This is a genomic window from Streptomyces synnematoformans (assembly GCF_039531005.1).
In the GTDB taxonomy this organism is placed as follows: Bacteria; Actinomycetota; Actinomycetes; order Streptomycetales; family Streptomycetaceae; genus Streptomyces; species Streptomyces synnematoformans.
This window is the reverse complement of sequence record NZ_BAAAPF010000014.1, coordinates 24,480-42,059: the sequence shown is the minus strand read 5'-3', so window position 1 is coordinate 42,059 and position 17,580 is coordinate 24,480. Positions and strand designations below refer to the sequence as shown.

The following is a 17,580-nucleotide window of genomic DNA, read 5'->3' as shown; positions in this document are numbered from 1 at the left end:
GCGAACGCGAACGCGAACGCGAACGCGAACGCGAACGCGAACGCGAACGCGAACGCGAACGGAACGCGAACGGAACGCGGACGCGGACGCGGAACGCGAGAAGCGGCGCGGCGCCCCTCCGGCCGCCCCTCCGGCCGCGTGGTGCCCTACTCCCGCCCCTGCGCCTCCCGCGCGGCGTCCTCGACCCGCCGCCGGTACGACTCCCACCAGCCCCGGTCCCCGGGCGCCGTGTCGTCACCGCCGTTCCCCGTCCCGGCGGCCCCGTCGACGAGTTCCCGCACGATGTCGGCGTGGCCGGCGTGCCGGTGGGTCTCGGCGAGCATGTGGACGAGCACCCGGTGCAGCGACACCTCGGCCCGGTCGTCCGGCCAGTGCGGCACGCGGCCGCGGTCCTCCAGCGCCAACGCCGCGATGGTGGCGTCGGAGTGCGCGCACACGCGCTCGTAGAGCCGGACGAGGTCCCCGCGGGACTCCTCGGCGGTCGCCCACATGTCGGCGTTGGGCTCCTCGGCGGCGTCGCCCTCCAGCCAGGGCAGGGGCTCGCCGAAGGGGCGTCCGAAGGTGTCGCCGAAGTACCGGGCCTCGCAGCCGATCAGGTGTTTGACGAGCCCCAGCAGGTTCGTGGCGGTCGGCGTGAGCGGACGCCGTACCTCGTACTCGGACAGCCCGTCGAGCTTCCGGAGCAGCGCGTCGCGGGCATCCTGCAGGGAGAACTGGAGGTCCGCCTTGGGGTCGGTGTCGGCCATGCGGAACAGCATCGCACCGCGGCGCCGCAGCCCCGGGGACGGCGGCACCGGGCACCGCGGGACGCCGGCCCAGCGGCTCCCGTAGGATCGGCGCCGTGTACTTCTTCCACCTGCGCTAGGGCGCCGTCGGCGAGGCGAGGAGCCCCCGTCGCCGACGAGGCGGGGCGGCGTGGCGCCGTCCCGGGCCTTGGCGTGGGAGAAGAACAGTCATCATGCGCGACGACGCACGTTTCGTCGCTCGGTGCGCCCGCGGTCTGGAACCGCAGCTGGCGGCCGAGATCCTGCAGCTCGAACTGGGCAGCGTCACCGCGGTCGGACACCGCTCCGTCCGCTTCCGCGCCGCCCGCCCGTACGACACGGGGGTGACGTCGCTCCGTACGGCGGACGACGTGTTCCTGCTGGGGGCGAGGAGCCCGGAGGCGGGAACGACGAGGGCGGCGCTGCCGGCCCTCGCGGCACTCGTGGAGAAGACGGCCCCGGAGGGCCTGCTGCACCACCGCAACGCCCTCCTCGGCCACCCCGCCGGGACACCCCCCGGGGTGGAGGTGTCGGCGTCGTTCCTGGGCAGGCGGACGTTCAACCGGTACGACGCGGAGGACGCGGTCGGCAACGCGCTGGCGGCCCGGCTCGGCGTGCCGTACCACCCGCGCCGCACGGCGGGCGCGCCCCCGCCGGACTACGCGGCGTGGCGCCTCACGCTGGACGGCGCCGAGGCGACCCTGATGCTCCGCATCACCCCGCGCCCGCTCCACCGCCGCCCGTACAAACAGGCGACGGTGCCGGGGAGCCTGCACCCGCCGCTGGCCGCGGCGATGACGAGGCTGGCGGACATCCGGCCCGGCCACACGGTCCTCGACCCCTGCTGCGGCGCGGGCACCCTGCTCATCGAGGCGGCGCTGGCCCACCCGGAGGCGGCGCGCTACCAGGGCTACGACATAGCCCGGACCGCCCGCGAAGCCGCCCGTACCAACAAGAAGACGGCCGCGACCGACCACATCCAGATCCACAAAGCAGACGCGGGCAGACTCCCCCTGCCCCCCGCCACGGTCGACCGCGTCGTGTGCAACCCGCCGTGGGGCACGCAGGTCGGACCCCGGGCCCGCCTGGCCCAATCCCCCACCGCCTGGTGGCGGGAACTCCACCGAGTCCTCACCTCCACCGGCACCGCCGTACTCCTCCTCCCCAACCCCACCCCCCTGGCCCCCGCCATCCGGTCCGGCCTGCTCCCCACCCACACCCAGCGCATCCACCTAGCCGGCACCCCCGCCTACCTGGTCAGACTGGACCCCGAAAAGCCGCGAAGCACCGCCTAACGCCACCGCGGGCAGACGGCCAGGAAACCCTCAAGGCCGCAAGCCCACCCGGAAGAGCCGGAGCGCCCACCACCGAAGACGATCACGATGGGGACGAGGCAGGCATGGCAACGCTCCTGTACCGCCCGGGTGCTCTCGGAGCCCGCCGCTGGCGAACGACGATGACCGGATGGCTGCCGGCCCCGGGCGCGGTGATCGGACCGGGCTTCTCGTTCGCCGACGACTTCCAGGCCCCGGCCTGGCCATCGTCGAAGCCATCGTCCACGCCCACCACGGGAACGTGCACGTCGAGTCCGACCCAATGCCCCGGACCGGTGTCCCCGGCCTGTACGCGGCCGGCGACGCCCGCCGTCCATAGCAGCCGCCCCCGCCCTGGCGTCAGGGCCGAGGCTGCGGACGTCGACAACGAGACGCAGCGGTGGTCGCACGAACAGCCTCGTTCTGCCGTAACCGACAGCGATCAGGGGACGGCGGTATCGGTCTCGCAGCACGGTTCCTGTGTGTGATCACCCCAATGTGATGCGAGCGTGCCAGACGTCGCCTTCGCGCCGGAGTTCCGCGTGGAGTTCGTGTGTGCGCGGGGCGCCGGCTGCCTGCCACCGATGGATGAGGGCCCGGAGAACCTCGGACACGGAAGAGTCCGGGTGATCGGTGATCAGGTGCTGGTCAGTGATGAGGGCGGCATGAGACTCATCGTTGCTGATGGCGCCGAGACCGATGCCGGGTCCCTCGGTGAGCGTGGCTTCGAGGAGGCCTTCGGGCGCGGAGGCGATGATCCAGTTCTTGAGGTGGAGGTACTCGTCGTCGGGGGCGGGGGTGGGCTCGACATGGGGCTTGTCGTGGAGCGCGTCGAGTAGCGCTGCCGCCTTCGTCTCGGGGTGGTTGCCCAGCAGGGTGATCGTGCTCTTCAGGTCGTCGGGGTCGGTTGTGTGCGTCAGGGGCACGGTCGCCCGGGGTGCGGACATGGGGGTGTATCCGCCGTGGTGGATCTCGACGTGGCTCGGCAGGTGCTGATCGTCGACGGTGATGCGGGCGATGGCGTAGGCCCCGGGTAGGTCGCTGATCCTCACGCCGGTGAGGAGGATTCCACCGGGTGCGAGCTGCTGGAGCCAGTTGTTGGGGATGGCCGGTGGGGTGGTACCGACGAAGACGCGATGGTACGGAGCTCCCTCGGGGTGGCCGATCAGACCGTCGCCGACGACGACGTTCACCTGGTGACCGTGCTCGGCGTATAGGCCCATGGCACGCCTCGCGAGATGGGTGCTGATCTCCACGGTGGTGACGCTGCCGGTGGTGCCGACGAGGTGTGCGAGGAGTGCGGCGGAGAGTCCGGAGCCGGTGCCGATCTCCTGGACCGCCATGCCGGGGCGTACGTCGAGCATGCGCAGGTGGCGGTGGGTGACGTGGGCGGGGGTACACGGGCGGACGGCACCGCCGTCTGCGCCGTGGAAGCGTGCGGCGGGGATGGCCTCCGCAGCCCGGGCAACGGCGTCGGTGGCGGATGGCGTGTCGGGAGTCATGACGAGATCCTCGGTCAGACGCGGAGGGTGAGGTGGAACGGGCGGTCAGGGACCTGGGGTTCGCAGACCGGCTCCTTGTCGGCCTCGATCCAGGCGTGCGACTCGCATGGGTCGAAGCGGCAGCCTATGCACCAGTCGACGGCGTGACCGCGGAGGCAGACGGCGAGGAAGGCCGCCAGGGACATCTCCAGACAGGCGGCTCGGCCGGGGAAGAACTGGCCGGCCCAGTCGCGGGCGGCGAGCAGACGTGCGGCCTCCGGTGCAGTTGCCGGGTGGCGTGCGGCGCGCTTGGCCAAGCGCGCGGTGGTGAGCGTGAACCGCAGCGGGGCGACGCGGATCAGCGCGGTGGCGGCGGCGAGGGCGGCCAGGGCGGTGAGCCGGTCCGGGAGCGGCGGGCGCTGTGGTGGAGCGGGCGGAACCATGGGGATGGTCATCGCTTCAACCTTCTCAGGCCGGTCGGGCGCAGAAGTCGCCGTGCACGCAGCTGCACGGCTAGGGCGCGCATGTCGGCGCGGACTCGTTCGGGATCGACGCCGTAGTGGGCTGCGACCCTGTCGGCCGCCTCATCCGTGGTGGCGCCGTGGGTGAGGTGGTACCACCAGCGGGCGCCGGAGGGGCCGAGGACGTACCAGCGGCCGCGGCCACGCAGGTCGAGCAGCATCGCGCCGTGATCCGTGAGGGTGGCCCGGACGGTGCGGGCGGGGCGCAGTTCAGGCATGGGCGGCCTCCGTCGCGATCAGGCGGGTGGGCGTGGCGAGGTGCTGGCGCAGCCACAGCTCTGCGGCGATCAGGGCCTCCAGGGCGGCGAGCCTGCCGGGGGCGCCCGCGGCGAGTCGGTCGAGTTCGGCGACGGCTGCTCTGGCGTCGATCCAGCCCTCGGTGGCCAACTCACTGCCCCGCAGCAGCGTGCGCAGGATGTCCGCGTTGCGGCGCAACCCGGTGAAGGCGTTTCCGTCGTAGGCGCCTTTGGTCCGGCGTGTGAGTAGCCAGTCCGGCACTGGCCCAGCGAGGGCGGTGCCGAGCAGCGGCTTCTGCACCCGGGTAGAGGCGCGCGCATGGACGGGGATGGCCATGGCTGCGCGGACCACGTTGTTGTCCAGGAAGGGCGCGTGGTGCGGCAGGCCCACGGCATGGGCCTGGTTGCGCAGCTCGGCCTCGTACACGCCGAACTCGCGCACCTCGGCCCACGCCCGGTGGCGGCTGGTGTCTTCGGGGGCGAGGATGCAGCGCTCGGCTGTGTCCGAGGCACGCCGGGCGACGAGCCGGCGGGCGTCGGGGGTGAGCCACGCCTTGAGGCCGGAGGCCACGAGCCAGTGCAGTCGGGCAGCACGATCCGGGCGCCTAGCCGACGGGACGGCGATGTCCCGGGCGAGCCAGCGAAGTGCGCGGGCGTGCGTGGTCCGCGACAGCCGGACGGCGGCGCCAAGCACCGCGTACAGCGGCAGGTGACGCAGGCGCGCGCGGGCCCGGCAGTGGCGTAGCAGGGCAGGGTAGTCGCCGGAGCGGGCGAGGTCGGCCAGGTAGTACGGGGAGGCGGCCAGGAGGGTGTCCGCGCCGGAGCCGGTCAGGTGCACATCACTGCCGTGCGCGACGCAGGGGCGCTGGTAGGCAGCACGCATACGCCAACGGGCGGCGTCCGGGAACGGCTGGTCGGTGGCCGGGGCGTCGAGGAGGTCCGCGAAGAAGAGGCCATCGGCGTCGGTCACCACAACGTGCTCCAGGTGGGGGTGGAGGGCCGCGGCGCGCTGGGCGTACCGCACGTCCTCGTTGGCGCTGGTGGCATCCGCGTGCGTGACGGCGAGCAACTCTGCGCCGTCTCCGGCGGCGAGCAGGGCCAAGGAGGTGGAGTCGAGTCCGCCGGAGAAGTCTGCGGTGAGCCGCTCCGCACTGCGGGCGCGCTCGGTGATGGCCGTGACGAGGTGCTGGTGCAGGTCGCCCGCGGCGTCACGGAACGGCAGTGCGTGCGACTCCTCGTACGCCGTCGTGCGACACCGGCCGTCGCGCTCAACGAGAAGTGCGTGCCCGCCGGGCAGGCGGCGCACTCCGACGAAGGCCGTGGCGTCGCCGGTGATCTCGGGGATGGTCGGACACAACAGCCGGGCGGTGATCGCCGCGTAGTCGACTTCAGCCCCGACCGCTGCTGCCAGGGGGCGAGCCGCGGTCGCCCAACCAGTGCCGGACGGCGACTCCGTGAAGTAGACAGGCCGGGTGCCGGCCACGTCCGTTAGCACCGCAGTTGTACGGCCGTCGTCCGCGACGACCCAGTAGCTACCCGGCCAACTGGTCAGCTTCGCCCAGCGACGAGTACGGACTGCCTGAAGCTCGCGGCAAAGCTGCGCTTCGGTGGCGTAGCAGGATCCGACGACTGCAAGGCGCACGGGGCCGTCTGAGACGACACGCGAGCCGCCTTCGAGACCAGTGCCGTGCGTTACCGGGGCAGGGCGACCGGGCCAGAGCCGCTGTGCGCCCGGGGCATCAAGCGCGACGTTACCGACGTACACCGTCGTCCTCCTCCATCCAGTAAGGCGCTGCGCCGGGGCGGTACCCGGATGTGCTGCACCGTCCCGCCGCAGCCGTATGGGCTACTCGAAGTAACGTCCCTTGTCCGCGCTGTCCTCGGCGTACTTGCCGAGCGTCACCTTCGAGACCTGCTCCAGCTCGACCAGAACAGGGGTGGCGTAGGTGTCGAGTCGCTCATCGATCTCGCTGGCCTGCTGCTCATCGGTCATCGGCTCTCCCTCCTTCATCAGTCAGTCGGTTCCGCGGCGGAGCCGATTCTGAATTCAGCCCACACGATTCAGTCCACCGCACGTCTGCGTCGCGCCCCAGGCGTCGGAGAACGCGGCCACGATCACCAACCCCGACCCCATGGGCTTCCGGGGGTCGGCGCCTGGGACACGGGGACGTCCGGTGCGCACAAGCGGATGTCCTCGCGCCGGTCTCTACGACATGCCAGTCGGTCAGCACGCCCCTCACGAAGGCCCGAGCGGAGCGCATGGACAGGAGAGTGTGACGAAAGCCCCTCTCCCGGGGTGAGATCAGGCTGGAACCTGGGGCTTGCGTCGTCACACCTCCTCGTGAGCTTGCCGCCGATCGTGCGGTGGACCCCACCCACGGAACCTCCTCATGGGCGGCCGAACCAGAGCAGAATTGGTGCACAGGAGAGGCATTCATGCGGCACAGCAGGGCATGACCTGGGATGCCGTCATCGAAGCTGTGCATGACGACCCGTGGGGAGAAGTGAGCCATGGCGCTCAAGCGGCACGAACTGGCACGTCGCCGCCGCGCAGTGGGGCACACCCAGGAGTCCCTGGCCGCAGCGCTGCACGTGGAGCGCTCTACGGTGGTCCGCTGGGAGGCAGGAAAGAGCGCCCCGCAGCCGTATATGTGGCCCCGACTTGCGGAAGTCCTGGAGGTCACTCGGGAACAGCTCAGCGAGCTGCTGGCCGTGCGCCGCGAGGAGGGCGGCGGCGGGCCGCGCGTGGAGCACGCGCTTCGTCATCCCGCCACGGTCGATCTCCTCACCGTGGCTGAACTGCGCATCGAGATGGACGTGCTGGCGGAGCGTTACGACCGCACTCCCTCGGCGGCGTTGCTCGCCCAGGCAGGGCACCAGCTGAGTCAGGTCGAGTTCCTCGCCGGTGAAGCGCCCGCGGTACGGGTCCAGAGAGAGCTTCGGATGCTGCAAGCTGATGCGTCCACCTTCATGGGCCAGCTGGTGTGGGATGCCTCGCAGCGACGTGACCACGCCACCGCCTGCTCCTACTTGACGGAGGGCAGGGAGGTCGCGCGACACCTCCGGGACCCTGTTGCCGAGGGCCATGCCCTCCTGCGTACCTGCTACGTCGCTTTATACGGTGCCAAAGATCATCGGGAGGGCCTGAACCTGGCGCTCAGGGCCGCCCACACCACGCGGTTCACCAGCCACGTGCTGACCGGGCTTGCGATGCTTCACGCTGCCGAAGCCCATGCGTACTTAGGGGAGAACGGCGAATGCGAGCGCGCGCTGCTCGGTGCCGAGAGGCATCTGGAGCGGGCCACGGTCACAGACAGCGCCCGTGAGATGTACGCCCCCACGCACTTCGGCCGCCTCGCCGGCTCCTGCTACCTGTCTCTCGGCGAATATCGCAGAGCCCGCCGATACCTTGGTGAGACCGCCGACCTCCTGATCGATCGTCGTAAGTCCCGAGCCATCGTGTTGGGCAACCTCGCACTCGCCGCGATCCGGGACAAGGAACTCGACGCCGCACTGGATGCCTTCAACGACGCCGTAAACGAGCTGCATGGCACGCGCGGTGGTGGTGGGATGAACATCGTCTTCCGCGCAGCACGTGAGATGAAGCGCTGGCGGTCCGAGCCCGCCGTGCAGGAGGCTCAAGACCGACTGATGACCCTCATGGAGGCGTCGTAAGGAGCACCGGTGCCGAGCGAGATCGACCACGCCAAGCAGACTGTCCGTGAGTGTGTCTGGGATGCACTGGATGCCGCGCACGCCGTCCACAACGACACCGCTCACGGCCGTATCCCGCACTTCCACGGGACAGAAGAGGCCGCTGACGAACTCGCCGTTCTCCCGGCATGGCGGAAGGCGCGGATCGTCAAGGCGGTGCCGGACAAGGCACAGTTGCCGGTGCGCGCCCGCGCGTTGGCGGAGGGCAAGACGGTGTACATGGCAGTGCCGAAGCTCGCCGATCCCCGGCCCTTCTATCTTCTCGATCCCGCTCGCCTGCCTGTCGGGCCGGCTGAGGCCGCGTCCAGTAAGACCGCGGCGAGAGTGGCCCCCAGGGTCGCGGTGGACTCTCTGGCGACGGTGGACTTGGTGGTGCTCGGTAGCGTCGCCGTCAACCGTGACGGCGTGCGCATCGGGAAGGGCGCCGGGTACTCGGACCTGGAGTTCGCGTTCCTGACAGAGGCAGGGCTCGTCACGCCAGGCACCGTGGTCGTCACGACCGTGCACGAGCTGCAAGTCCTGGACCAGGCTCTTCCCGCCACACAGCACGATGTTGGTGTCGATCTGATCGTCACGCCCAGCGAAGTCATCTCCTGCCCGCGGGCCCACCGGCCGAGCGGCCTCGTATGGGAGCACCTGAGCCCGGAGAAGATCGCCGCCATCCCCGTCCTCGCTGAACGCGCCCCGTCGACAGGCATGTAACGCACAACGCCCCCGCCCTGGCACGGTCTGCTCCCGTCCGCGCGCCGCGTCGTGCGCCCCTCGCGCTGAGCACCGGGGCGGCCGGAGACCCCAAGCATCCGCTGCCTCCACTCCGCCGAGCGGCAACCAACCGCACCACGCGGTGCACTCCTGACGCCCCCACCTTCTCCGGGAGATCACACTTCGCTGCTGTACGGGTATGCGAAAAGCCCCGCAGATGTCGTCTGCGGGGCTTCTACCTGTGCGCGCTCGGCAGGATTCGAACCTGCAACCTTCTGATCCGTAGCTCAATCCAGACTGGTCATTGGCGGCCAGTCTGGAGTACCTGACGCATGTGGGAGACGGTATCGGCCGTCGTCGATCGCTGGCGTTGCTGTACTCCGCTGCGGTATCGCATCACAGATCCACTCAAGCCCGGTTTTCGGCTCCTGCCCTCTCAAGATCCACTACACGAGGGTCATGGAGTGCTGGAACAGGTTGATGTCTGATACTGGCAGATAATTAACACTCCTGTCTATATGGGTTAAATCTGATGGAAATCGCCAGGGCGTGCACGGTGGCTCCCTGCCCTCCTCGCACGACAGCTCTCAGGCATGGCGGGAGTACCAGCCACTTCGCCGGTGGGCCACACGCCGAACACCCGTCGACACCCCAACCCGTGAGATCAGCGGTGGCGATGCTCACTCCACGCCTCCTCCGGCTCAATGCATGCTTCATTGGCAAGCATGGGTTCGCGGTACGGTATGGTGCAATGGTGAATCGTGAGTTGCCTGTGATCAGCCTGTTTTCTGGAGCCGGCGGCCTAGATTGTGCTGTAGAGCGCTGTGCGGAACCTCCACTGAGTCATGACGGTAGCGGTTCACCTCTTCGTGTGGCCGTGGCGACCGACTACGACGAAACTGCACTCAAAACGCTAGCCAATAACTTCCCGCATACGAAAACTCTGTGTCGAGACATCCAGAGTACAACCACTCAGGAAATTCTAGAGGCCGGCGGTTTGAGTAAAGGCGAGGCCACCCTCGTTGTCGGCGGTCCACCTTGTACGCCATTTAGTAAATCAGGTTTCTGGATTGAAGAAAAGCGTCAAAGCAGCGACCCCGATGCCTCGCTGCTTGACGAGTATGTGCGAGTTATTCGTGAAAGTGAGCCGGAAGCATTTGTTCTGGAGAATGTTCAAGGGCTGACTTATAAGACGCATAAAGCGCAGTTCGATCGCTTGATCGCCGGATTGAGGGAAGCTGGGTATAATCCGTCGTACAAAGTCCTACTTGCTGCCGAGTATGGTGTTCCTCAGCTTCGGCGGAGGGTATTTGTTGTTGGGCGAAGAGACGGAAAGGAATACCGATTCCCTGCCTCGACCCATTCGGGTGAGTCGGAGAGGGATCGTATCATCGACCATTCGAAGATTCCGTTTGTGTCAGTGAGTAGCGCGATCAGCGATCTGGCTGATGGGCCTGCCGAGGACGGTGAGATCGTGGAAGGCACTTACGGGGAACTTGCTGCCGAAGTGCCCCCAGGGCAGAACTACCTTTGGCATACAGAAAGGTACGACGGCCGTAACGTCTTTGAGTGGCGTAGCCGGTACTGGACATTCCTTCTACGAGCTGATCCCGATCGCCCTTCAACTACCCTTCAGGCACAGCCTGGCCCGTGGGTAGGTCCATTTCATTGGGAGAGCGTGCCGAATGCAGACGGAGACATGCGGGCCAGGCGCTTTCGAACGTCAGAGATGAAACGCATCATGACTTTCCCTGACGAATTTACTTTCGTTGGTGGTCGACGTGAGGTGCAGCGCCAAATCGGGAACGCTGTTCCGGTCCATTTGGGAAAAGTGGTAGTTCGTTCTCTTATGGAGCAGTTGGGGTATCTGTCACCTAGTGGAAGCCAGGCAAGGCAGCAGTCTGCGAAACAGTTGTCAATCCTTTAGGTGCTATTGAGAGGGCCCGTGGGAATCACAATCGATAAAGATCTTGCCAGAAGTGCAGTTCGCGCGGCATTTGATCTAGCACAGTCTGATCGCGACCTACCCGAGAAATGGACGCATCTCGCGCGTATCCTGCGGGAGGCTGAGGCGTCCCGAACGTTTACGCCCGCTCTTTGTACAGCCCTACTGGCGCGGGCCTGCGATCAATCCGTTGATCCACTTTCCATTAAAAGCGGATTCAGCACTAGGACCTACTCGCTAAGGAGTCTTTGCCACGAGGTCCTGGTACCGCTGTCAGTGGAACTGAATTTTGACCTGCGGGCTACGGGCCGCGAGCCAGTGAATAACCAGCCGTTCTTTCGGTATGATCATTTCTCCGAAATTTCCAAGGTTAGGGATAGTGCGCGCCCCTACCTGGTTAGGTTGGAAGCTGCTCTCCAAGAAGTGGATGACCTCAACTACACATGTTCTGATGCGTTGAGTGCACTTGCCGCTACTATCCGAGTTTGCGTGATTGCAGCAGATAAGAAGCAGCGCAGTGTAGCGGGAAGCTCTCTTGTAGAGTCTAGCCTGATTGTCCAGACGGAAGATTTCGTGAATTCGGGTGAGGATATTCCGCGAAAACTTCAAGCTTGTGTGGCTGCAGGACTGGATATGGTTTATGGTAACGTGAAGTCGCGGAGATTGAACGACCCGTCACGAGATGTTCCGGGCGATGTGCATGTTTTCATGAGTGACGGTATTCAGCTTGCGGTTGAGGTAAGGGGGAAGTCGGTCAGCGCGCAGGAACTTGAGCAATTCGTGCGTAGTGTGGCTAACGTTGATATTCCTCGCGCGTCCTTGGTTGTGGACGCGGCCAATCACAAGCGAATTTCGAATGAAGACCTTCTCGCCTTGTCGCTTGAGCGCAAATATGGCCGACTGGTAAAGATTAACGAAAGCGTTTCTTCGTTCCTTCGGGATGCATTTGCCTGGTCCAGTCGAAGTGCGGTAGAAATTCTTCTAGAATTTCCGGACGCAATGTACAAGCGGATGTCGGAAATTGAGGTTAGACAGTCGGAACTTGATCTGTGGGCAGATCTCTTCGCTGACGATTCAGCAAGGGAAACTTCCTCCGAAGCGGCTGATGTTCTATTCGGTGTTGACGAAGCGCGTTGATCCGCTTAGAGCGGTCGGTGGAGCGGGTTTGGGCGGGAGCTGCTTTGGGGTGAGAGATCGGGGGCCCTTAAGCTGACCGCGCTCGGGCTGGCTTGTGGCCTGCCCGTTATGGACCGAGGTGGGCCCCCGATCTTAGAGGCTCACCCCAAAGTGGCTGCCTAAAGCCGCGGAGCCGACCGGACCCGGCCATGAGCCGTTTCTCTTGAGTGGGCTCGCCTTCCGTTGCGCGGGCCGGTGGACCGGGCCGGAGCGGGGCGGAGACAGGAGCGGCGGCCCGGGGAGCCGGGCCGCGCGGCGAGCGGAGCGAGCCCTTGAAGTCGTAGAGAAGGTTGTTACGCACGGGCTCACACGCTGAGGTCTGCCTGCTTCGGCGGTGGGAGGTAGGGCACTGGTGTGACCGTCCAAGTCGCGTGCGTGGTGTGCTGCTTCAGCGTGAGCGTGTGGGCCTGGCCCTCCGACAGTTCGCGGGTCGCCTCGGCTTGGCCGTGGTCGATCCAGTCGCGGGCCTGGCGGTAGGGCTCCTCGTCCATGTTGATCGCGATCATCATCAGAGTGGCCTTGAGCCAGCGCAGTGCCTCGCCTGGGCTGTAGGCGTCGAAGGTGCCTAACCGGTGCTCGTCCACGTGGCACTCGCAGTGAAACCATCGTGGTTCCGGGGGAGTTCGATGGCTCATCAGTGCCGCTCCCGCGTGCTCGGCCTCACGCTGGCCGCCGGCTGCGGCTCCGGTTCTGCCATGCCGGGGTCCAGTTCGACCATGACCGTGTAGCCCTCGTCGTCTCCGCTTACTTCCATGCGTCGGCCGAGTGCCGAGACGAGAGTGAGTCCGCGGCCATGGGCGTCCCCTTCTGCCGCAGCTACTTCGTGGGGTTTCGTCCGGCCGCCGCCGACGTCGGTAACGGCTAGTACGACCGATCCCGATGTGCGGAAGAGCGAGATGCGCATGCTCCCGCTTGCTGTCCCGCTGGCGGAGTGCAGCAGGGCGTTCGTGCTCAGCTCGCTCACGATCAGTGCGGCCTCTTCCGCGCACCTGCTGTCGCCGAGTACGTCTCTCGTCCAGCGGCGGACGCGGCCGACCTCTTCGGGAAGACCTGGGCAGGTGAGTTCCCAGATTCGGCGTCTACTCGTATACTCGTCCATACAAGTTCCTTTATGCTGGTGGCCGCCATGGGTAGTGGGTTCGAGCTAGACGAGTCTCACGCCATCATGCGCGCGCACAGCCGGCGGCGACGCGGCGTCGAGCGCGTCCAGGACGCGGATCGCGTAAGCCTCATCGGCGAGTTCGGAGACCTCGGCGCGGGTGGCCCAGCGGAGGGCGTAGGTCTCCTCGCCGGTGGTCGGTGTGCCGTCGAGGGCCTTGCAGCGGAAGACGAGCGAGACGATCAGGCCCGTCATGTTCTTGTACACGCCGGTGAGGGCGGCGGGGAGAGCGATCTTCAGTCCCGTCTCCTCCAGGACCTCGCGCTGAAGCGCCTCGGGGACCGTCTCCCCGGGTTCGAGGACGCCGCCCGGCGGCTCCCACTGGCCGTTGTCGCGGCGCTGGATGAGCAAGGCCCGGCCCTCGTCGTCGACGATGACTCCGGCAACGCTCACGGAGTGGGGGCGCTCTGCGCTACTCACGGTCCTCGGTCCCCTCGGCTGGCTAGGCTCTCCACCGTAGCAACAGCACTCAGCCTCTCGTCTAGATATCCAGAGGAGTACGCACATGGCGCCCGTTCCGTCCGGTGTTCTCGGGGCTGTCGACCCCACCAGCGACCGCGCCGTTTTCCGGCAGATCGCCGACCAGCTCCGGGAGGCCATCGACAGGGGCCGCTTCAAGGAGGGTTCGAAACTCCCGTCTGAGGCGGAGCTTGTCGAGCACTTCGGCGTCTCCCGGATGACCGTTCGTAACTCGATCGGGGTCCTTCAGGGTGAGGGGCTGATCTCGGCCGAGCACGGGAAGGGCGTGTTCGTCCGGCCTCGGCCCCCGGTGCGGCGGCTCGCGTCCGACCGCTTCGCGCGTCGGCACCGCGATCAGGGCAAGTCCGCGTTCATCGTGGAGGCGGACGCCGCGGGCTCCCGGCCAGAGGTCGACAGCCTGGAAGTCAAGGAGGAGAAGCCCAGCCGCGACATCTCCGCCCGCCTGGGCTCGCCCCGTAAGGTCCTCGCCCGCCGCCGGCGTTACCTGCTCGACGGCCGCCCCGTCGAGTTCGCCGTCTCCTACCTCCCGCTCGACCTGGCCCGCGGTACGCGGATCGCCGAACCGAACCCCGGCCCCGGCGGCATCTACGCCCGGCTGGAGGAAGCGGGGCATCGGCTCGACCACTTCGACGAGGAGGTACGGGCCCGGATGCCCTCCCCGGGGGAGGCGAAGATGCTGCGGCTGGCGTCGGGTGTGCCGGTGATCCACCTGGTTCGGACCGCGTACGACACCGAAGGGCGGGCCGTCGAAGTCTGCGACACCGTGATGGCCGCCGACGCCTACGTGCTCGCCTACCAACTGCCGGCGACCTGAGCTGACTTCGGAGGTCTCGATGCCGACTGGTGCGTCTTCGCGGACTCGTACACACCGAGAGGCGTACTCGTATAGACGAGTGGGCAAGCTGTGTGTCACAGTGGTTCGCATCCCCGGCGTCGAGCCTCGGTTCGGCTGGGGTGACTTGTATAGATGACTAGGTGTCGTGCCACCCGAAGGAGAAGTACCTTGCGCACCATCCGAGTTGAGACCTCTGCCGCCACCATCCTCCTGACCGAAGCTCCTGAGCCGAAGGTCCGCGACCGCCAGACCGGCGAGATCGCCAAGGACGCCACCAGCGGCGAGACGCTGATGAAGGTCGGCGTCGTCTACATCGACGAGGGCGAGTCCTCGCTGATCCACGTGACCGTCCCCGAGAGCGGCGTGAGCGAGGGTCTTGCCCTCGGCGCCCCGGTCGCGCTCCCCGGCCTGGTCGCCCGGCCGTGGGAGTCCGTGTTCAACGGACAGCAGCGCCACGGGATCGCCTACCGCGCTGCCGCCGTCACCCTGGGTGTCGTACCGGCCGGGGCAGGGGTCTGACCATGTCCGACCTGTCGACGCTGATGGAGGTGGGCGGCCCGATAGCCGGGCTCGGCGGCGGGGTCGCCTACCTCCGGGCCCGGCACCCGGCGGCCTACTGGTCCACGGTCGGGATGCCGCTGTCCTCGGTGCGGCTGCTGGGCTCGTACGGCTCGGTCATGGAGTCGTGCGGCCTGACCGTCGAGCCCTCCCGCTTCCGCGCTCTGGCTGTACGGGCGACCACGCGGCGCGAAGTGCGGCCCGTACCGCCCCGCCGTGGCCTCCTCCGGCCCACCTCGACCGGGCTGCGCATACGGCTCCGGCTTGCTCCGGGGCAGGAGCCCGCCGACCTGGCCGCGTCCGCCGAACGGCTCCGGCACGCCTGGGGCGTCCACTCCGTCTACGTACGGGAGATCAAACCCGGCGTCGTCGAACTGCGGCTCGTCGGCTTCGACGTGCTCCGCCGCGTACGGATGCCCCGCAAAGCGGGCGGTGGCTTCCTGCGGGTGCCCGTGGCGCTGCGGGAGGACGCGACCGCGTTCGTACGCGACTTCCGTGCCATCCCGCACGAACTCGTGCTCGGCGCGACGCTCTCCGGCAAGTCCATGTACCTGCGCCACCTGCTCACCGGCCTGGCCGGACAGCGGGTCGCGCTCGCCGGAATCGACTGCAAACGCGGCGTCGAGCTGGCGCCCTTCGCGCCCCGGCTCTCCGCGCTCGCCACCGACCCGGACCAGGCGGCCGAGCTGCTGCCCGCGCTCGTACGCGAGATGGAAGACCGCTACGACCTGATCAGGGCCCGGCAGGGCATCGCTCCCTCGACCCCGGACGAGGACATCACCTCGGACGTGTGGGGCCTGCCGGAGAGCGAACGGCCAGTGCCGATCATCCTGTTCGTCGACGAGATCGCCGAACTCTTCCTCGTCGCGACGAGGAAGGACGAGGAACGACGCGACGAGATGGTCACCCAGCTCATCCGCCTCGCCCAACTCGGCCGCGCCGCCGGCATCTACCTGGAGGTCTGCGGCCAGCGCTTCGGCGCGGAGCTGGGCAAGGGCGCGACCATGCTCCGCGCCCAGCTCACCGGCCGCGTCTGCCACCGCGTGAACGATGAGCCGTCCGCGAAGATGGCCCTCGGCGACATCGCCCCCGAAGCGGTCGGCGCCGCCTGCGCCATCGCGCCCGAACGGCCCGGCCTGGCCGTCGCCGGTGACACCTCCGGCGGCTGGTCACGCATCCGTACGCCGTACCTCTCGCTGGCCGACGCTGCCGCGCGCTGCCGGGATACCGCTGATCTGGTGCCCGAGCTGCCCGCGCTGAAGCCCTTCCTTCCCGACGTTCCTGTGAGCGACTGACCTCCACTCCCAACACGGCTGGTGCGACCGCTTCGTGCCGTGTCCCTACCCCTCCCATGCCTGAAACCGGAAGGAGACGACCTGTGCGTGACCGACTCCCCCGCATCGACCCGGTGCTCGTACAGGCGGTCATCGCCGCCGCGTTGTCCTTCGCGCATCTGCACGACGTGGCGTCGGCCGCGGGACAGGACGGCTGGAAGGCGTGGGCCTATCCGGTCTCCGTCGACCTGCTCCTCGTCGCCGCCTGGCGCCGCCTGCGCTCCGGGCGGGACAAGGCGGCGGCCTGGTGCTGGTTCCTCATCGCCCTGGCCGCCTCGCTCGGTGCCAACGTCGCGACGGCCGGAGTGCTCGACCTGAACGACGTGCCGGACTGGCTCCGCATCCTCGTCGCCGGATGGCCGGCGCTCGCCTTCCTCGGCGGAACGCTCCTCGCGCACAGCCCCACCCCGAAGCCGAAGCCGGTCGAGCCCAAACCGGAACCGGCGCCCGTCACCGAGGCACCGGCCACACCCGAGCTGCCCGCCGCGCCCGTACCGGCCGCCCTCGTCGAGCACGCCCGCAAGGTCGCCGCCGCCCACGAATCCCGCACCGGTACGCCCATCGACCCCGACACCCTCCGCGCCCGCCTCGGCGTCCCCGCACCGCTCGCCGACCGCATCGCCGCACAGCTCACCTGACCCGAAAGGAGAACCGCCATGCCGCTCAACCGCCGTTTCCGCCGCGTGATCCGTATCGGCCCGGTCCAGGTCGGCACCGCCCCCGACGACCGGGGCCGCGAGAAGCACACCGCCGCCTGCACCGCCCCGCGCTGCGGATTCTCCGCCGACTACGACTCACGCGCCGCCGCCGAACTCGCCGCCCGTACGCACCGCTGCCCGGTGCGCTGAAGGGAGCACGCACCCCATGAACCTCGACCTGCCGCTCGTCGTCGTCCTCGGCCTCATCGCCTGGGCAGCCGTGAAGTTCCTCGGCGTCCGCCTCTGGATCGTCGTCGTGATCACCCTTTTCGGCTTCTACCTCGCCGACACCTTCATGGCCCCCGCCATCGACCACGGCACCCGCAACGGGGTCGAGGTCGTCAACGGCACCAACGACTGAGAGGAGCACCAACCATGCTGTTCAAGCCCGAGCTACCGCCGAACGCGCACACCCCGGTCGCCGCGCCTCGCGCACACGAACACGCCGTCTGCTCCTGCCAGCATGCGCCGCGCCGCGCTCTGCCCACGGTGAGCACCGGGGCCGTCGTCACCGTCCTCGTCGGCGGCGTCGTCCTGACCGCGCTCCTGGCCGCCGTCGCGGTCTCGGCCGTGGCCGTCGCCGTCGCCGCCGTGGTCCTGCGCTCGCTCCTCAAGGACCGGAGTCACCAGCGCTGAACGGCCGCCGGGGCGGCCCGATACCGCC

21 protein-coding genes are annotated in these 17,580 nt (G+C 68.0%); 12 read left to right on the top strand and 9 right to left on the bottom strand.

The genetic code is table 11. The features are described from left to right. Positions 1-146: 146 nt before the first annotated feature. Positions 147-746 carry a DinB family protein gene (locus ABD317_RS05200; RefSeq protein WP_344288278.1) on the bottom strand — a complete coding sequence of 200 codons (600 nt, stop codon included), beginning with the start codon at positions 744-746 and terminating at the stop codon, positions 147-149. 212 nt (positions 747-958) lie between these two features. Between ABD317_RS05200 and ABD317_RS05195 the strand changes: the two genes are divergently transcribed. Then, a complete protein-coding gene (locus tag ABD317_RS05195) occupies positions 959-2,059 on the top strand; it encodes a methyltransferase domain-containing protein (RefSeq protein WP_344288276.1) in 1,101 nt (366 codons plus the stop codon). 506 nt (positions 2,060-2,565) lie between these two features. On the opposite strand, the gene ABD317_RS05190 is transcribed toward ABD317_RS05195, so the two are convergent. From ABD317_RS05190 to ABD317_RS05170, 5 genes are all read right to left on the bottom strand, one after another. Beyond that, positions 2,566-3,579: a protein-L-isoaspartate O-methyltransferase family protein gene (locus ABD317_RS05190; RefSeq protein ID WP_344288274.1), complete on the bottom strand. Its 1,014-nt coding sequence runs from the start codon at positions 3,577-3,579 to the stop codon at positions 2,566-2,568. Between the two features lie 14 nt (positions 3,580-3,593). Next, the gene (locus ABD317_RS05185; RefSeq protein ID WP_344288273.1) at positions 3,594-4,013 is read right to left on the bottom strand and encodes a lasso peptide biosynthesis B2 protein; all 420 of its coding nucleotides are present in this window, start codon (positions 4,011-4,013) and stop codon (positions 3,594-3,596) included. Next, entirely contained in the window at positions 4,010-4,297 is a 288-nt protein-coding gene (locus tag ABD317_RS05180) for a PqqD family protein (protein WP_344288271.1), read from the bottom strand. The genes ABD317_RS05185 and ABD317_RS05180 overlap by 4 nt, the downstream gene beginning before the upstream one ends. Next, positions 4,290-6,080, bottom strand: a complete 1,791-nt coding sequence (locus ABD317_RS05175) for an albusnodin/ikarugamycin family macrolactam cyclase (RefSeq protein WP_344288269.1) — start codon at positions 6,078-6,080, stop codon at positions 4,290-4,292. Before ABD317_RS05175 ends, ABD317_RS05180 begins: the two co-directional genes overlap by 8 nt. Before the next feature lie 81 nt (positions 6,081-6,161). Then, positions 6,162-6,326, bottom strand: a complete 165-nt coding sequence (locus ABD317_RS05170; protein WP_344288267.1) for a hypothetical protein — start codon at positions 6,324-6,326, stop codon at positions 6,162-6,164. Between the two features lie 500 nt (positions 6,327-6,826). Between ABD317_RS05170 and ABD317_RS05165 the strand changes: the two genes are divergently transcribed. From ABD317_RS05165 to ABD317_RS05150, 4 genes are all read left to right on the top strand, one after another. Continuing rightward, complete coding sequence (locus ABD317_RS05165; protein WP_344288266.1) at positions 6,827-7,990, top strand: helix-turn-helix transcriptional regulator; 1,164 nt, start codon at positions 6,827-6,829, stop codon at positions 7,988-7,990. A 9-nt stretch (positions 7,991-7,999) separates the two neighbouring features. Continuing rightward, the gene (locus tag ABD317_RS05160) at positions 8,000-8,731 is read left to right on the top strand and encodes a 5-formyltetrahydrofolate cyclo-ligase (RefSeq protein WP_344288264.1); all 732 of its coding nucleotides are present in this window, start codon (positions 8,000-8,002) and stop codon (positions 8,729-8,731) included. Between the two features lie 751 nt (positions 8,732-9,482). After that, on the top strand, positions 9,483-10,658 hold the full coding sequence (locus tag ABD317_RS05155; RefSeq protein WP_344288262.1) for a DNA cytosine methyltransferase: 1,176 nt from the start codon (positions 9,483-9,485) through the stop codon (positions 10,656-10,658). Between the two features lie 18 nt (positions 10,659-10,676). Beyond that, entirely contained in the window at positions 10,677-11,813 is a 1,137-nt protein-coding gene (locus tag ABD317_RS05150) for a restriction endonuclease, SacI family (protein ID WP_344288260.1), read from the top strand. A gap of 344 nt (positions 11,814-12,157) precedes the next feature. On the opposite strand, the gene ABD317_RS05145 is transcribed toward ABD317_RS05150, so the two are convergent. Genes ABD317_RS05145 through ABD317_RS05135 form a run of 3 tightly spaced genes read right to left on the bottom strand, consistent with a single transcriptional unit; the run spans position 12,158 to position 13,404 of the window. Beyond that, positions 12,158-12,436, bottom strand: coding sequence for a hypothetical protein (locus ABD317_RS05145; protein WP_344288257.1), 279 nt, complete (start codon positions 12,434-12,436; stop codon positions 12,158-12,160). A gap of 50 nt (positions 12,437-12,486) precedes the next feature. Further along, positions 12,487-12,951, bottom strand: coding sequence for an ATP-binding protein (locus ABD317_RS05140; protein WP_344288255.1), 465 nt, complete (start codon positions 12,949-12,951; stop codon positions 12,487-12,489). 45 nt (positions 12,952-12,996) lie between these two features. Beyond that, entirely contained in the window at positions 12,997-13,404 is a 408-nt protein-coding gene (locus ABD317_RS05135; protein WP_344288253.1) for an NUDIX hydrolase, read from the bottom strand. A 112-nt stretch (positions 13,405-13,516) separates the two neighbouring features. On the opposite strand from ABD317_RS05135, the gene ABD317_RS05130 reads away from it, so the two are divergent. From ABD317_RS05130 to ABD317_RS05100, 7 genes are all read left to right on the top strand, one after another. Further along, complete coding sequence (locus ABD317_RS05130) at positions 13,517-14,305, top strand: GntR family transcriptional regulator (RefSeq protein WP_344288251.1); 789 nt, start codon at positions 13,517-13,519, stop codon at positions 14,303-14,305. A 189-nt stretch (positions 14,306-14,494) separates the two neighbouring features. Then, positions 14,495-14,845 carry an SCO3933 family regulatory protein gene (locus ABD317_RS05125; protein ID WP_344288249.1) on the top strand — a complete coding sequence of 117 codons (351 nt, stop codon included), beginning with the start codon at positions 14,495-14,497 and terminating at the stop codon, positions 14,843-14,845. A gap of 2 nt (positions 14,846-14,847) precedes the next feature. Continuing rightward, positions 14,848-16,179, top strand: a complete 1,332-nt coding sequence (locus tag ABD317_RS05120; RefSeq protein WP_344288247.1) for an FtsK/SpoIIIE domain-containing protein — start codon at positions 14,848-14,850, stop codon at positions 16,177-16,179. 83 nt (positions 16,180-16,262) lie between these two features. Next, positions 16,263-16,856, top strand: a complete 594-nt coding sequence (locus ABD317_RS05115; RefSeq protein WP_344288245.1) for a DUF2637 domain-containing protein — start codon at positions 16,263-16,265, stop codon at positions 16,854-16,856. Positions 16,857-16,874: 18 nt separating this feature from the next. Further along, entirely contained in the window at positions 16,875-17,066 is a 192-nt protein-coding gene (locus ABD317_RS05110; protein ID WP_018851934.1) for a mobile element transfer protein, read from the top strand. A gap of 16 nt (positions 17,067-17,082) precedes the next feature. Further along, positions 17,083-17,277 (top strand): hypothetical protein, encoded by a 195-nt coding sequence (locus tag ABD317_RS05105; RefSeq protein ID WP_344288240.1) that lies wholly within the window; start codon positions 17,083-17,085, stop codon positions 17,275-17,277. Between the two features lie 14 nt (positions 17,278-17,291). Beyond that, a complete protein-coding gene (locus ABD317_RS05100; RefSeq protein WP_344288238.1) occupies positions 17,292-17,552 on the top strand; it encodes a SpdD protein in 261 nt (86 codons plus the stop codon). The last annotated feature ends 28 nt before the right edge of the window (positions 17,553-17,580 follow it).